Annotated in this window: 13 protein-coding genes; 8 read left to right on the top strand and 5 right to left on the bottom strand. The window is 69.4% G+C overall.

The annotated features are described in order from the left end of the window. The first annotated feature begins 1 nt into the window (after position 1). The gene (locus G5B46_RS08135; RefSeq protein WP_205691581.1) at positions 2-565 is read left to right on the top strand and encodes an HNH endonuclease; all 564 of its coding nucleotides are present in this window, start codon (positions 2-4) and stop codon (positions 563-565) included. Positions 566-628: 63 nt separating this feature from the next. On the opposite strand, the gene G5B46_RS08130 is transcribed toward G5B46_RS08135, so the two are convergent. Then, complete coding sequence (locus G5B46_RS08130; RefSeq protein ID WP_205691562.1) at positions 629-1120, bottom strand: PEGA domain-containing protein; 492 nt, start codon at positions 1118-1120, stop codon at positions 629-631. A 122-nt stretch (positions 1121-1242) separates the two neighbouring features. Further along, positions 1243-1371, bottom strand: coding sequence for a hypothetical protein (locus tag G5B46_RS24690; protein WP_276611534.1), 129 nt, complete (start codon positions 1369-1371; stop codon positions 1243-1245). 523 nt (positions 1372-1894) lie between these two features. On the opposite strand from G5B46_RS24690, the gene kdpA reads away from it, so the two are divergent. From kdpA to G5B46_RS08095, 6 genes are all read left to right on the top strand, one after another. Further along, positions 1895-3604 (top strand): potassium-transporting ATPase subunit KdpA, encoded by a 1710-nt coding sequence (kdpA, locus tag G5B46_RS08120; protein ID WP_165257635.1) that lies wholly within the window; start codon positions 1895-1897, stop codon positions 3602-3604. Between the two features lie 16 nt (positions 3605-3620). Next, complete coding sequence (kdpB, locus tag G5B46_RS08115) at positions 3621-5693, top strand: potassium-transporting ATPase subunit KdpB (protein ID WP_165257633.1); 2073 nt, start codon at positions 3621-3623, stop codon at positions 5691-5693. 145 nt (positions 5694-5838) lie between these two features. Further along, complete coding sequence (locus G5B46_RS08110; protein ID WP_165257631.1) at positions 5839-6624, top strand: transporter; 786 nt, start codon at positions 5839-5841, stop codon at positions 6622-6624. Between the two features lie 18 nt (positions 6625-6642). Beyond that, entirely contained in the window at positions 6643-7221 is a 579-nt protein-coding gene (gene kdpC, locus G5B46_RS08105) for a potassium-transporting ATPase subunit KdpC (RefSeq protein ID WP_165257629.1), read from the top strand. 3 nt (positions 7222-7224) lie between these two features. After that, positions 7225-9933: a sensor histidine kinase KdpD gene (locus G5B46_RS08100; protein WP_165257627.1), complete on the top strand. Its 2709-nt coding sequence runs from the start codon at positions 7225-7227 to the stop codon at positions 9931-9933. 7 nt (positions 9934-9940) lie between these two features. Then, complete coding sequence (locus G5B46_RS08095; protein ID WP_165257625.1) at positions 9941-10633, top strand: response regulator; 693 nt, start codon at positions 9941-9943, stop codon at positions 10631-10633. Between the two features lie 10 nt (positions 10634-10643). On the opposite strand, the gene G5B46_RS24360 is transcribed toward G5B46_RS08095, so the two are convergent. Next, a complete protein-coding gene (locus G5B46_RS24360) occupies positions 10644-11048 on the bottom strand; it encodes a hypothetical protein (protein ID WP_240903409.1) in 405 nt (134 codons plus the stop codon). Between the two features lie 191 nt (positions 11049-11239). Here G5B46_RS24360 and G5B46_RS08085 point away from each other — a divergent pair, with 191 nt between their 5' ends. Beyond that, the gene (locus G5B46_RS08085) at positions 11240-11518 is read left to right on the top strand and encodes a hypothetical protein (protein ID WP_165257621.1); all 279 of its coding nucleotides are present in this window, start codon (positions 11240-11242) and stop codon (positions 11516-11518) included. Positions 11519-11866: 348 nt separating this feature from the next. Here the strand turns inward: G5B46_RS08085 and G5B46_RS08080 are convergent, their stop codons facing one another. Both G5B46_RS08080 and G5B46_RS24180 read right to left on the bottom strand, forming a co-directional pair. After that, positions 11867-13660, bottom strand: coding sequence for an ATP-binding protein (locus G5B46_RS08080; RefSeq protein ID WP_165257619.1), 1794 nt, complete (start codon positions 13658-13660; stop codon positions 11867-11869). A gap of 61 nt (positions 13661-13721) precedes the next feature. Further along, a partial coding sequence (locus G5B46_RS24180) for a hypothetical protein (RefSeq protein ID WP_205691561.1) occupies positions 13722-14121 on the bottom strand: 400 nt, incomplete at its 5' end.

Here is a 14121-nt window from a genome sequence, read left to right as displayed (position 1 = left end):
CCTGATGCAGGTCCTGACCCGTCCCCCGTCCGGCATGCCGGCTCTCGTTCTCAACGCCGACTACCGGCCCTTGAGCTATTATCCGCTGTCCCTCTGGCCATGGCAGGAGGTGATCAAGGCGGTGTTCCTCGACCGCGTCGACGTGGTCTCGACCTACGACCACGTGGTCCACTCGCCGTCCTTCGAGATGAAGCTGCCCAGCGTGGTGTCGCTGAAGCAGTACGTGCCGCAGGAGCGGCCGCCGGCCTTCACCCGCTTCAACCTGTTCCTGCGCGACAGCTTCAGCTGCCAGTACTGCGGCTCGCCCGAGGACCTGACCTTCGATCACGTCATCCCCCGCTCGCGCGGCGGGCGCACCACGTGGGAGAACATCGTCACCGCCTGCGCGCCCTGCAACCTGACCAAGGGCGGTCGCACCCCGCGCGAAGCGGGCATGCACCCCTTCCACACCGCGCGGCGTCCCTCGATGCACGAGCTCCAGGATCGCGGCCGCAGGTTCCCGCCCGGGCACCTGCACGAAAGCTGGCTCGACTACCTCTACTGGGACATCGAGCTGGAATCCTGACGGTGCAAAAGCAAAGGGCCGCCCGGAGGGGCGGCCCTTCTTCATTCCGGGTCCGCCCCGGGCCTAGTTGCCCGCCGGGGTCGGGGACGCCGCCGGGGTCGCGGCCGGAGCCGGAGCGGGGGCGGCGGCCTTTTCGGCCGGAGCGGGGGTCGCGCCGGTCGCGGGCTGGGCGGTCTTGATCGGCTCCAGCTTCACGAAGGCCGGATTGGGCACCAGGTCCTGCGACGCGCCCGAGAAGGCGTCGACGCCCAGGCCGATGACGCCGCCGACAAGCACGTTGCCGGCGACGCCGGCCGCCCCGGCGCCCGCGGTCTTGTGCGTGACGGTGATCTTGGCCGGCTCGTAGCCGGGCTTGGTCACCGTCGCCACGAACTGGCTCTTGCGCTTCATGCGGATGGCGCACGGCGTGGCTTCGCAGAAATGGCCGTTGGTCGTCTCGACGCGCGCCCCGCCCGGATCGCTACTGACTTCCCACGCGTCGCTGGATCCGCGCGTCACCGTCGCGCACGCGGAAAGGCTCAGGCAGCCGACGGCCGCCAGGATCAACTTCTTCAATTGGTGCTCCCCCGAGCAAGATGATCGCGGAACGCGATCAAGTTCGCTCTTACCTCATTCCGCTCGCGCGAGGGAAGAGGTCTCGCGCGATTGCGCGGATCGGGCGATTGGGGGCGGGGTGATCAGTCCCGGAAATAGCCGCGACGCTTGCCGCGCCCGCGCAGCCGGCGGCGCAGGCGGGGTTCGACGCTGGGCCAGACCAGCAGCGCCAGCAGGGCCAGGATGACCAAGGTGGGGAACAGCGGTGACATGAGCCCAAGAACGCGTTCGACGAGGGAAGGCTTCCACCGTTTCGCGATTTTGCGCTGCAAACAAGGACAAAGTTTCGCGCGCGCCACAATAACCGTCGATCAGGGCGCTCGTCACGAAAACGCCTTGTTCGCAAGGCTGACGGCCTAGTTTCCAGCGAGGCGGAAAGGCCGTCACTGGACGGCTGTTCTTGTGCTGCATTGCAGCATGCGCCGCCTGGGCCGGCTCTGCGTCCCGTCTTTATGCGGCGCTTATGCGGCCCATACGTCTCCCGAATGGAGCCCTTACGCGGCTCCGTGGTCCCTTCCGCGCCAACCCGGAAGGAGGCCGACATGGCTGACATCGTTTTTCTGGCGCTGGGCGGAGGGCTGTTTGCGCTCTTCGGCCTGTTCGCCGTCGCATTGAGGCGCGCATGACCCTGTTCGTGAACGCGCTGTGGGGGGCCGGGGCGATCGTCGTCGCGGCCTACATGGTCACGGCCCTGATGCGGCCGGACCGGTTCTGACGATCCTCGGATAACCTCAAATGAACTGGCAAGGATGGGCGGAGATCGCCCTGACGCTTGGCCTGGCGGTCGGCTTGGGCTGGCCGCTGGGCGTGTACATGTCGCGCGTCTGGAACGGCGAACGCACCTGGCTCGACCCGGTGCTGGCCCCGGTCGAGCGTCTCTTCTACGCGGCCGGCGGCATCGACCCGCGCAAGGGCCAGAGCTGGATCGGCTATGCCGGCGCGCTCCTGGCCTTCAACGCCGTCGGCTTCTTCCTGGTCTATGGCGTGCTGCGCCTGCAGGGCGTGCTGCCGCTGAACCCGCAAGGGTTCGCAGGCCTGTCGCCGCACCTGGCGTTCAACACCGCCGTCAGCTTCGTGACCAACACCAACTGGCAGAGCTATGGCGGCGAGACCACCATGTCGACGCTCAGCCAGATGCTGGTGCTGACGGTGCAGAACTTCGTCTCGGCCGCCACCGGCGCCGCCATCGCCGCGGCTCTGGCCCGCGGCTTCATCGCCAACAAGGGCGAGGATGTCGGCAACTTCTGGAGCGACGTGATCCGCACCACGCTGTGGGTGCTGCTGCCGCTGTGCGTGGTGGTGGCCATCGTGCTGGTGGCCCTGGGCGTGCCCCAGACCCTGGCCGCCGGCGTCACGGCTCACACGCTCGAAGGCGGCGAGCAGAAGATCTCGCTGTTCGCCACCGCCAGCCAGCTGGCGGTCAAGCAGCTGGGTATCAACGGCGGCGGCATCTTCAACGTCAACTCGGCTCACCCGTTCGAGAACCCCACGCCGCTGACCAACCTGATCACGGCCGTGTCGATCAACGTGCTGGGCTGGGCGGCGTTCTTCGCCTTCGGCCGCAGCGTGCTGGCCAAGAAGGACGTGCGCGCCCTCGTCATCGCCGCCGCGGTGCTGCTGAGCGCCGGCGCGGCGAGCATCTACGCCACCGAGACGCAGGCTCCGCCGGCCCAGGTCGCCGCCCATGTCGACACCTCGGTGAACATGGAAGGCAAGGAGGTCCGCTTCGGCGCGCCCTCGACCGCCGCCTGGGCGGCCATGACCACCGGGGCCTCCAACGGCTCGGTCAACGGCATGCACTCCAGCCTGATGCCGCTGGGTGGCGGGGTGACGATGTTCCTGATGCAGCTGGGCGAGATCCTGCCCGGCGGCATCGGCTCGGGGATCGCCATCATGGTCGTCATGGCCCTGCTGGCGGTGTTCGTCGCCGGCTTGATGGTGGGCCGCACGCCCGAGTACCTGGGCAAGAAGATCGAGGCCCGCGAGATCCAGTTCGCCATGCTGGCCGTGCTGGTGATCCCGCTGTTCATGCTGGGCTTCGCCGCCCTGGCCGCGATCCTGCCCGAGGCGCTGAAGGGCCTGATGCACGCCGGTCCCCACGGCCTGTCGGAGATCCTCTACGCCTACGTCTCGACCACGGCCAACAACGGCTCGGCCTTCGGCGGCCTGACGGCTAACGCCCCCTGGTGGAACACCACCTTGGGCGTGGCGATGATGTTCGGGCGGTTTGCTCCCATCGTCGCGGTGCTGGCCATCGCCGGCGCCCTGGCGGCCAAGCCCAAGCTCGCCCCGACGGCCGGCGCCATGCCGACCCACGGCGGCCTCTTCGTCGGCCTCCTGATCGGGGTGATCCTGATCCTCGGCGGCCTGCAGTTCTTCCCCGCTCTGGCGCTGGGACCGATCGTCGAGCACTTCCAGGCGCTCGCCTTCGTCGCCGGCCGCTGATCGAAAGCGCACTTCCATGACCACCTACGACATCGAGGCGGGCGAGGGCGGACGGCGTAAAGCCGCCAGCCTCGCCGGCGGCCTCTCGACCCCGATCCTGGCCCGCGCGGCCAAGGACGCCTTCCTCAAGCTCGACCCGCGCAAGCTGACCGGCAATCCGGTGATCTTCGCAACCTGGATCGTGGCGCTGCTGTCGACGGTCTCGGCCGTCGCCGCCATCGCCGCCCAGCAGTCGGCCGGCTTCGCCGTGCAGGTCTCGCTGTGGCTCTGGGCCACCGTGCTCTTCGCCAACCTGGCCGAGAGCGTGGCCGAGGGCCGCGGCAAGGCCGCCGCCGACAGCCTGCGGGCCGCCCGCGTCACCACCAAGGCCAAGCTGATCATCGACGAGCAGGCCGGCACGATCATCCCGACCCCGGCCCACAAGCTGGTTCCCGGCGAACTGGTGCTGGTCGAGGCCGGCGACGTGGTCCCCACCGACGGCGAGATCGTCGAGGGCATGGCCAGCGTCAACGAAGCGGCCATCACCGGCGAAAGCGCGCCGGTGATCCGCGAGAGCGGCGGCGACCGCTCGGCCGTGACCGGCGGCACCACCGTCGTCTCCGACTGGATCAAGGTGCGGGTCACCGCCGCGCCGGGCTCGACCTTCCTCGACCGCATGATCGCCATGGTCGAGGGCGCCGACCGCCGCAAGACGCCCAACGAGATCGCGCTGGCCGTGCTGCTGGCGGGCCTGACCCTGATCTTCCTGATCGCGGTGGTCACCCTGCTGGGCCTGGGCAAGTTCTCGGGCGTCGCCCTGGATCCGCTGGTGCTGGGCGCGCTGTTCATCACCCTGATCCCGACGACCATCGGCGGGCTTCTGTCGGCCGTCGGCATCGCCGGCATGGACCGCCTGCTGAAGGTCAACGTGCTGGCCACCTCGGGCCGCGCGGTGGAAGCGGCCGGCGACGTCGACACCCTGCTGCTCGACAAGACCGGCACCATCACCTTCGGCAACCGCATGGCCACCGAAGTGATCGCCGCCCCCGGCGTGCGTCCCGACGCGGCCCTGCGCGCCGCCGTCATGGCCTCGCTGGCCGACGAGACGCCCGAAGGCCGCTCGATCGTCGAGCTGGGCCGCCAGCAGGGCCTGGCTCTGGAGGCGCCGGCCGGCGCGACCGCCATCCCGTTCAGCGCGACCACGCGCCAGTCGGGCCTGGATGTCGACGGCCGCTCGTGGCGCAAGGGCGCGGTGGACGCTGTCTATCGCAGCCTGGCCATCGATCCCAAGCGCATCCCCGGCGAGGTGATGGCCGCCGTCGACCGTATCGCCCGCTCGGGCGGCACGCCCCTGGCGGTCAGCGAGGACGGCGTCCTGGTCGGCGTCATCCACCTGAAGGACGTCGTCAAACCCGGCGTGAAGGCCAGGTTCGCGGACCTCCGCCGCATGGGCCTGCGCACGGTGATGATCACCGGCGACAACCCGGTGACGGCCGCGGCGATCGCCTCGGAAGCTGGCGTCGATGACTTCCTCGCCGAAGCCACCCCCGAGGACAAGCTGCGCCTGATCCGCGCCGAGCAGGCCAAGGGTCGCCTGGTGGCCATGTGCGGCGACGGCGCCAACGACGCGCCCGCACTCGCCCAGGCCGATGTCGGCGTGGCCATGCAGACCGGCGCCCAGGCCGCCCGCGAGGCCGGCAACATGGTCGACCTCGACAGCGACCCGACCAAGGTCATCGAGATCGTCGAGGTCGGCAAGCAGATGCTGATCACCCGCGGCGCGCTGACGACGTTCTCGATCGCCAACGACGTGGCCAAGTACTTCGCCATCATCCCGGCGATGTTCGTGGTCGCCCTGCCGGCTCTAGGCGGGTTGAACATCATGGGCCTGCACAGCCCGCAGAGCGCGATCCTGTCGGCGGTGATCTTCAACGCCCTGGTGATCGTCGCCCTGATCCCGCTGGCCCTGAAAGGCGTGAAGTACCGGGCCATCGGCGCCGGCAAGCTCTTGTCGCGCAACCTGCTGATCTACGGCGTCGGCGGCCTGGTGGCTCCGTTCGTCGGCATCAAGCTCATCGACATGGCCGTCTCCGCCCTGGGGCTGGCCTGATGAAACGCCCGATCGCTCCGGGCTCGATCGCCCCAGGTTCGATTTTAAGGGATCTGGTCTTCGGCCTCGTGGCGATCGGGATCGTCTGCCTGGCGGCCAATCTCGGCGGCCAGTGATTTCTCCTCCTCGAAAGACGACAATTCAAATGCGCAAGTTCGCGTTTCTCGTGATCACCGCCTCGACCCTCGCCGCCACCGCCGCCTGGGCGGACGAGGCCCCGATCTGCACCGACCGCCCCACCAAGGCCAACAGCACCTGCTCGGTCCCCAAGGGCGCCTGGCAGGTCGAGGCCGACGGCGTGAACTGGACCCAGGTGAAGGCCTCGGGGCTCAAGGCCGAGACGACCGCCGTGGCCGCCACGACCCTCAAGTACGGCCTTTCCGACACCAGCGACCTTCAGGTGACCTGGACGCCCTATCTGCAGGCCCGCGTGAAGGGGCCGGGGCTCGACGACAAGACCGACGGCGTCGGCGACGTGTGGATCCGGTACAAGACCCGCGTCCATTCCGGCGACAAGGTCACCGTCGCCCTGCTGCCCTACGTGAAGATCCCGACGGCGGCCAAGGGCCTGGGCAACGACGAGGTGGAGGGCGGCGTGGCCGCGCCGATCAGCATCGCGCTTTCGGGCGCCACCCTGACCTTCGGGCCGCAGGTCGATCTGCTGCTCGACGCCGACGGCGACGGCCGCCACGCGGCGGTGACCAACGTCGTCAACCTGGCCCGTCCGGTCACCGATCGCCTCTCCCTCGTCGGCGAACTGTGGACCAGCACCAATTTCGACCCCGCCGACACGGTGACCCAGGTCTCGGCCGACGTCGCCGCCGCCTATCTCGTCGCGCCGACCCTGCAACTGGACGCCGGCGCCAATTTCGGATTGAACCGCGACACCCCCGACGCGCAACTGTACGTCGGCGTCTCGAAGCGGTTCTAGGAAAGGAGCTGGAAGGTCATGATCTCGCACCTTCGCCCGGCCCTCGTTTCGATGGGCCTCTTCACCATCCTGCTGGGCCTGGCCTATCCGCTGGCGATCACCGGCGTGGCCCAGGCCGCGTTCCCGGCGCAGGCGGGCGGCTCGCTCGTCCGCGACGCGCACGGACAGGTCGTCGGCTCGGAACTGATCGGCCAGGTCTTCACCAAGCCGGGCTACCTGCATGGCCGTCCGTCGGCGGCGGGGAACGGCTATGACGCCTCGGCGTCCAGCGGTTCCAACATGGGTCCGCTGAACGACAAGCTGATCGAGCGCGAGAAGACCGACGCCGACGCTCTGAGGGCCGAGTTTCCCGGCGCGGTCATTCCGGCCGACGCGGTCACGACGTCCGGCTCGGGCCTGGATCCGGACATCTCGCCGGCCTATGCCCGCTTGCAGGCGTCCCGCATCGCCGCCGCCCGCAACGCGCCGCGCGGCGAGGTGCTGGGGATGATCGACGCGGCCGTCAAGCCGCCGCTGCTGGGCTTCGTCGGCCAGCCGCGGGTCAACGTGCTGGACGTCAACCGGGCGCTCGACGCGCGCTTCCCGATGGTCGGCTAGTCGTTGGCGGGCGACCCCTCCGCATACCCCGAAAGGGGCCGCCCCGACCCCGAGGCGCTTCTGGCGGCCGCCAACAAGGCCCGCCGGGGGCGCCTCAAGGTGTTCCTGGGCATGGCGCCGGGCGTGGGCAAGACCTACGAGATGCTGCGCGCCGCCCGCCGTCGCAAGGCCGAGGGCCAGGACGTGCTGGTCGGCGTGGTCGAGACCCACGGCCGCCGCGAGACCGAGAGCCTGCTGCGCGGCCTCGACGTGTTACCCCGCCGCCCCGTGGAAAACCGGGGGCGCAGCTATCTGGAGTTCGACCTCGACGCGGCGCTGGAGCGGCGGCCCAAGCTGCTGCTGGTCGACGAGTACGCCCACTCCAACGCGCCCGGCTCGCGCCACCCCAAGCGCTGGCAGGACGTCGAGGAGATCCTGGCCGCGGGCGTCGACGTCTGGACCACGCTGAACGTCCAGCACCTGGAGAGCCTGGTCGACGTCGTCCTGCGCATCACCGGCTCGCGCCAGCGCGAGACCGTGCCCGACAGCGCGCTGGCGCGGGCGGACGACATCGAGCTGATCGACATCACCCCCGACGAGCTGCGCGAGCGGATGGCGGCGGGCAAGGTCTATGTCCCCGAGACCGCGCGGCTGGCCTCGGAGAACTTCTTCAAGGTCGAAAACCTCACGGCGCTGCGCGAATTGGCCCTGCGCCGCGCGGCCCAGACCGTCGACGACCAGCTGGTCGCGGCGATGCGCGAGAAGGGCGTCGAGGGGCCGTGGGCGGCGGGCGAGCGGATCCTCGTCCTGGCCGGCGGCGACGGCATGGCGGCGGGCCTCGTGCGCGCCGGCCGCCGACTGTCGGACATGATGATGGACGCGCCGTGGACCGTGGCCCATGTCGAGCGTCCCGACCGTCCGCCGCCGCCCGAGGCCGCCGCCGCCCGCACCCGCGAGGCGCTGAAGCTGGCCGAGCAACTGGGCGGCTCCACCGTCGTGCTGACCGGGGCCGACGTGGTCGCCACGGTCATGGCCTGGGCCCGGCGCAACAACGTCACCCAGATCGTCATCGGCAAATCGAAGGATTCCCGATGGCGCGAGCTGACCGGCCGCTCGCTGGCGACGGCTCTGCTGCGCGAGGCGCACGGCCAGGCGATCCACGTGGTCACCGGCGCCGGCGGCGAGGGGGCGGCCGAGGCGCCCGCGCCCAGGCCGCGCCGCTTCGACTGGCCCGCCTACCTGACCGGCGGCGGCTTCGTGGCCGCCGCCAGCCTGGTCGCCTGGGCGCTGGACACCGCCTTCGACCGGGTGGAGCTGGGGATGATCTACCTGGCCGCCGTGCTGGCGGCGGGGGTCATGCACGGCCTGCGCCCGGCCCTGGCGGCGGCGACGGGGGCCTTCCTCGTCTACAACTACTTCTTCCTGGCGCCGCGCTACAGCCTGGCCATCGGCTCGCCGACCGACGTGCTGACCCTGATCGTGTTCTGGGCCGTGGCCCTGGCCACGGGTGGGCTGGCGGGGCGGGTGCGCGACCAGGCCTTGGGCTCGCAGCGGCGCGCGGCCAGCGTGACCAGCCTGCTGGCCGCCAGCCGCACCCTGTCGGCCGCGTCGGGCAAGGCGGCGGTGGCCAAGGCGCTGGCCGAACAGGCGGCCGCCGCCTCCGGCGCGCGGGCGGTAGTGTTCCTGCCCGAGGACGGCGAGCTGGCGCCGGCGGCGGGGGCGCCGGATGTGGCCGATCTTGGAACCGCCCCGATGGCCGCCGCCCGCTGGGCCTGGGAGAAGGGCGAGCCCGCCGGAGCCGGCACCGGCACCCTGCCGCAGGCCGCCTGGACCTTCTGGCCGCTGGAGGGGTTGGGCGCCCGCGCCGGCGTCGCCGGGATCGAGGCCGGCGCCCTGGCGTCAGGATCGGACGAGGAGCGCCTGCTGCTGGCCCTGCTCGACCAGGGCGCGGTGGCCCTGCAGCGCGCCGAACTGGCGGCCGGGGCTGTCGAGGCCGAGGCCCTGCGCCGCTCCGACCGCTTCCGCAACGCCCTGCTGAACTCCATCAGCCATGACCTGCGCACGCCGCTGACCACGGTGCTGGGCGCGGCCACCACCCTGATCGACTACGGCGACAAGCTGTCGCCGCCGGGGCGCGCCGATCTCGCCCTCGGCATCAAGGAAGAGGCCGAGCGCCTCAACGGCTATGTCGCCAACCTTCTGGACATGACCCGCATCGAGGGCGGCGGGCTGAAGCTGCGCACCGACTGGATCGACGTGCGCGACGTGCTGGCGGCCGCCGCCGACCGGGTAGCCCGCCGCCTGGAGGGCCGGGTGCTGACGCGCGACTTCCCCGAGACGCTCAGTCTCGTCCAGGCCGACCCCAGCCTGCTGGAGCAGGTGGCGGTCAACATCCTGGAGAACGCCATCGCCTACAGCCCGCCCGGCGCGCGGATCGAGGTCGCCGCCTACGAGGACCGCGCCCACGTCGTCATCAGCATCGAGGACGAGGGCAGGGGCATTCCGCCGGCCGACCTCGTGCGGGTGTTCGAGAAGTTCCGCCGCCTGCAGGATCCCAGCGACCGCTCGCCGAACGCCAGCCAGGGCGTGGGGCTGGGGCTGGCGATCGCCAAGGGCTTCGTCGAGGCCATGGGCGGCCGCATCGCCGCCGCCAGCCCGATCCACGACGGCAAGGGCACGCGGATGCTGATCAGCCTGCCCAAGGGCGTCGCCACCCCGCACCATCTGCTATGAGCGGTTCATGAGCGCGCTTCGCCCCCGCATCCTGGTCATCGACGACGAGCCGCAGATCCACCGGTTCCTCGGCCCCGCGCTGGACGCGGCCGGTTACGACCCGCTGCGCGCCGACGGCGGCCAGGAGGGCCTGCGCGGCATCGCCCTGTGGTCTCCCGACGCGGTGGTGCTGGACCTTGGTCTGCCCGACATGGACGGCAAGGAGGTGCTGGAGAAGGCCCGCGCCTTCTACGACGGCCCGATCCTGATCTTGTCGGCCCGCGACCGCGAGATCGAGAAGATCGAGGCGCTGGACCGGGGCGCCAACGACTATGTCGAAAAGCCGTTCGGCGTGGGCGAGCTGCTGGCCCGGCTGCGCGTGGCCCTGCGCCAGAAGGCGGCCACCCAGGCGCCGGTCGGCCCTATCCGGGCCGGGGCGGTGGAGCTGGATCTCGAAAAGCGCCTGGTCACCCGCGACGGGGCGGTGGTGAAGGTCTCGCCGCGCGAATACGAGGTGCTGGCGCGCCTGGCGCTGGGCCGCGGCAAGGTGCTGACCCACAAGGAACTGCTGACCTCGGTCTGGGGCCCCGCCCACATGCACGACACCCAGTACCTGCGGGTGTTCGTCGGCCAGCTGCGCCAGAAGCTCGAGGCCGACCCGGCCCATCCGAAAATCCTGCTGACCGAACCGGGGGTCGGCTACCGCTTCATCGGGGACTGAGGGGGGTCTCTCAGGCTGCCGCCGTTCTCGCCGACAGGGTATTTATCGACGAAAGCCGAGACTTGCTCGCGGCGGCGACTTGATGGTCTGGATTGTGCGGCCAAACCAAATTCGGTTCGCGATCCATTGCGGCCATTGGAAGTTTGCGCGACCATTCGTCTTTAGGTCGAGCTGAGTGGTCATGCGATCGAAAGGTTCCCGACGAGGATTGGGCCCGAACTATACGGATCGCACGCTCGACCAGGTTGCTGCTCCCTACGATTGGCCGGCAGAGAAACAGTTCGTCAGCGTCGATAGCCGCGACAGCGATGGCGATATTTTGCTTCACCGAGCCGCTCATGGAGGGAGCGTTGAAGATGTCTGGGACCTGCTGCGCTTGGGAAGCGACATCAACGCCAAAGGCGATCTGGGGCATACGCCACTCCACTACGCGGCGATGGCGGGCCATCGATCCGCGACGATCGCGCTACTCGCAGCGGGAGCCTCAGACGGACTTCGCAACGAATGGGGCCAGACGCCCTCCGAAGCCGCAGACGTCGGCGGACACCACGAGCTAGCTTCGACCATACGGGACCATCAAAAGTGAAGAGGAGCTAGCTTCCTGCGATGAGCAAACCCCGCATAACCATGACCATTTCGGATGATGGCTCGTTCTTCGAGCTATTTCTCAACGAAGCGGGGCGCTCGAAGCTGATCCGCGAATTGCAGGCGCTCAACGAGACCGATGAGCATCTCCATCTCGACCCGGATGGGATTGGGGACATCATTATGTCTACCAAGGCCTACGGTGATGGGCAGACGGTGATCGGCTACGGGAAGATCTATCTGCGGAAGGACGAGTGGGATGCAGAGCATTACCCTCATGTCTTGGTCTCAGACGAATAGGTTATGCCCAGCATCGAGCTCATCGTTGAGGCTGACGAGCCCGCACTGTTCTTTTCGTCAGTGAGTGTGGCCGAGTCCTATCTTGAAGCCATTGATGTCCGAGATGGCGTCTACCCCGCCGCCTATGGGCCTGATGGGCAAGTCTTCAAGCTGGAAGCAATAGGCGACCGAGTGCGTATCACCTCCGTAGAATGTCCAAAGGCGCCCCACGATCTACGAGCGCTTCTGCTTCGCTATCTCTCCGCCGCTCAGGCGCACGCTGTCGACGGTACGGAAACCCTTTCAGTCCTTCTGGCGAGATGCGGGACGGCAGCGATCTGACGCCCGCAAACCACCCTCAGTGGGCGCCTAGTCTGTCTGCTTTCGAGAGCCCGCCGCCGCCTCGCTGACCTTCGCCAGCAGGGCGGCGATGTCGATCGGCTTGGCCACGTGGCCGTCCATGCCGGCCTCCAGGCAGGCGGCGATCTCGGAAGGCAGGGCGTTGGCGGTCAGGGCCAGGATCGGCACGCCGCCGGCCGGCGGAGGCAGGGCGCGGATCGCCCGCGTGGCCGCAAGGCCGTCCATCCCCGGCATGCGCACGTCCATCAGCACCACGTCGAAGGCGCCGTCGCGGACGGCCGCCACGCCCGTCGCGCCGTCGGCCGCGCCGCTCACCAGGTGGCCGGCCGAGCCCAGCACCGCCTCGGCCAGGGCGCGGTTGATGTCGGTGTCGTCGACGACCAGGATCCGCAGGCGCGGGGCGCTGGTCGGCGCGGGCTCGACGGCCGTCTGGGGCTGGGCGGGCGTCGCGGGGATCTCGAACCGAAAGGTCGAGCCTTCGCCCTCGACGCTGTCGAAGCCGATCGTGCCGCCCATGGCCTCGACCAGGCGCTTGCTGATCGCCAGCCCAAGGCCGGCGCCGCCGTAGCGCGGGTGGATCGAGGCGTCGGCCTGGCCGAAGGCCTGGAACAATCGCTCGCGCGCTTCGGGGGCGACGCCCATGCCGGTGTCGGAGACCATGACGCGCAGGGCCGGCGCCTCCGGCGGGCCGGTCGCCTCCAGCGTCACCGAGACGCCGCCGGCGGCGGTGAACTTCACAGCGTTATTGAGCAGGTTCAGCAGCACCTGGCGCAGGCGGTTGGCGTCGCCGGCGATCCGGCGGTCCGCGCCCGGTCCGATGCTGGTGGTGATCGCCAGGGTCTTGGCCAGGGCCTGCGGGCGGACCATGGCCACGCAGCTTTCCACCAGGCGGACCGGATCGACCTCGCCGGCCTGCAGTTCGAGCTTGCCGGCCTCGACCCGCGACAGGTCGAGAATGTCGTCGACGATGGTCAGCAGCGAGCGGGCGGCGTCGTGGACGAAGTCGCGATAGGCGGCCCGCCTTTCGGGGGCGAGGTTGTCGCGGGCCAGCAGTTCGGAAAAGCCGACCAGACCGTTCAGCGGCGTGCGCAACTCGTGGCTCATGGCCGCCAGGAAGTCGGACTTGGCGCGGTTGGCGGCTTCGGCCTCGGCCTTGGCCTCGCGCAGCTGCTCTGTCAGCAGGGCCAGCCGGTGATTGCGCCGCTCGACGCGCTCGAAGGCCGCGGTGCGTTCCTGAAGCAGCCGGCGCAGGGCGCTGAAGCTGGCGCGCTTGGCGATCGCCGCGCCCAGGGTCTGGCTCATGTGGCGCAGCAGTTCGACGTCCTCGAAACCGAAGGCGCGGGTGCGCGCGGCCATGGCCTTGAGCACGCCGATGGCGTGGTCGCCGTCGAACAGCGGCGCGCACAGCATCGAGCGCAGCCCCACCTTGCGGCAGGCCTCGCGGTCGACGCGAGCGTCGTGTTCGCTGTCCTCGCAGACCAGGATCTGGGCCTGCTCGACGCACAGACCCGACAGGCTGCCGGCGCGGGGGATGCGCAGCCCAAGATGCGCCTCCGATCCGGCGCTGACGGCGCGATAGACCATGTCCTCGCCGTCGACCAGTTCGACCACCACGCCCCGGCCGCCCAGCAGGTGATGCACGCGGTCGACGACGATCTGCATGAAGGCTTCGCCGTCCACCTCGGCGCCGGCCAGCATGGCCTGGATCTCGGCCAGTTCGCGCAGCCTCTCCAACCGCCGGTTCAGCCTTTGCAGGCGGGCGGCGCCGTCGGACGCATGAAGCGGCGTCGGCAGGGCATCCATCGCAAAACGTCCAGCTTCGCCATGCGAGACTGGGTCCGCCCAGGCCCCCGCGCAAGCATCCTCAGGATGCATCCAGGGCGCGGGGCGGGGCCATCGACGCGGCCGTTAACCTTGCCGGCAAGCCTGCCGAATGCACGTTTGAATGCGGCGGCCGGCGCTTGTCCGATGTGATCGCCTGATAGGCGACGCCGGTAAGTATATTTCTTGTTCGAACCCTGCTCTTTTCATCGTCAGGGTGATTAACGCCCTTTATGGCCAAGTTTGACAGCCATTCCGACCCCGGACGGTCGGCTGCGTGTTTGTGACGCTCGATCATTGGGCGCCGCAAACTTTGGCCACATGAAAATTTCTTTTGAGTAGTCATCAGTTGGTGATTGCGCTTCGGCGCGGAATGTCGAATGACAAACACTCGGTGTTTTTGTGCCGCCGGCTGGGCGGGGCTCTTATTGAGCAGGGGATAA

This window comes from Caulobacter sp. 602-2 (genome assembly GCF_011043625.1).
In the GTDB taxonomy this organism is placed as follows: domain Bacteria; phylum Pseudomonadota; class Alphaproteobacteria; order Caulobacterales; family Caulobacteraceae; genus Caulobacter.
Note: the sequence above shows the minus strand (reverse complement) of the source record. Positions and strands in the feature narration are given on the sequence as shown.

Bases quoted from the DNA above. Each gene is read 5' to 3' on its own strand.
- G5B46_RS24690 (WP_276611534.1), bottom strand. From the start codon at position 1,371: ATGTCACCGCTGTTCCCCACCTTGGTCATCCTGGCCCTGCTGGCGCTG.
- kdpA (WP_165257635.1), top strand. From the start codon at position 1,895: ATGAACTGGCAAGGATGGGCGGAGATCGCCCTGACGCTTGGCCTGGCG.
- kdpB (WP_165257633.1), top strand. From the start codon at position 3,621: ATGACCACCTACGACATCGAGGCGGGCGAGGGCGGACGGCGTAAAGCC.
- G5B46_RS08110 (WP_165257631.1), top strand. From the start codon at position 5,839: ATGCGCAAGTTCGCGTTTCTCGTGATCACCGCCTCGACCCTCGCCGCC.
- kdpC (WP_165257629.1), top strand. From the start codon at position 6,643: ATGATCTCGCACCTTCGCCCGGCCCTCGTTTCGATGGGCCTCTTCACC.
- G5B46_RS08095 (WP_165257625.1), top strand. From the start codon at position 9,941: ATGAGCGCGCTTCGCCCCCGCATCCTGGTCATCGACGACGAGCCGCAG.
- G5B46_RS24360 (WP_240903409.1), bottom strand. From the start codon at position 11,048: ATGCCCCAGATCGCCTTTGGCGTTGATGTCGCTTCCCAAGCGCAGCAG.
- G5B46_RS08085 (WP_165257621.1), top strand. From the start codon at position 11,240: ATGAGCAAACCCCGCATAACCATGACCATTTCGGATGATGGCTCGTTC.
- G5B46_RS08080 (WP_165257619.1), bottom strand. From the start codon at position 13,660: ATGGATGCCCTGCCGACGCCGCTTCATGCGTCCGACGGCGCCGCCCGC.